The 669-nt window shown below is 43.5% G+C and carries 1 protein-coding gene; it reads right to left on the reverse strand.

Going from position 1 to position 669, the window contains the following annotated elements; translation table 11 throughout:
* On the reverse strand, positions 1 to 669 hold a 669-nt coding region (locus tag FXV77_RS21885), incomplete at both ends, for a LicD family protein (RefSeq protein WP_187444221.1).

Genomic DNA, 669 nt, shown 5'->3' on the forward strand with positions numbered 1-669 from the left:
TCTCTATCGGTCTCCACGATCCAGATGTCCACAAAAGGAAATGTATATTCAAAGCCTTCAACTTTATATCCTCCGGGCTTCCATACCTTATAATACGCTTTTCCTGTTGTCTTCCATATCCATTTGGTAATATTGTACTTTTTATCACGGATAATCCGATCGAGCAGTGCCTTACTGTCCTTTTTATCAATCATCAGATCGACATCATCGTCCCAATTCATTATTTTGCCATGACGGATGGCCCCCAATAGCGTTCCTGCGTGCAAAAAAATCTTAACGTCGACCTCAGAAGCCACCGCAGACAGGTAATGCATAATGATCCTCACCTCCTCTATCTCTTCATCGCTCCACACGACATAATTATCCACATAATCAATAACGGTCTGCTTGCGGGCGACAAAGCTGATCGAAGCGGATTGGTCAAACCTGAACCAATCCGTATCTATACACAGAAGCTTGATCCTCTTTTTTAAACCTATTGCCACCAATACCTCGTCCAATGGAGCTGTGATATAACGGCATATCCGCAAAAGATCAGCCACCACATCCCGATGGATAAAATAAGAATACGTACCCCAGAAAAAACCAAAACGGCTTATCGAAAGTGGAAGGTTTTCGGCTTTATGATGTATCTTGTCATACGGGAACAGCACATCCCAGGGAGTGCTG

Origin of the sequence: Sphingobacterium phlebotomi, assembly GCF_008180195.1 — a bacterium.
Taxonomy (GTDB): Bacteria; Bacteroidota; Bacteroidia; order Sphingobacteriales; family Sphingobacteriaceae; genus Sphingobacterium; species Sphingobacterium phlebotomi.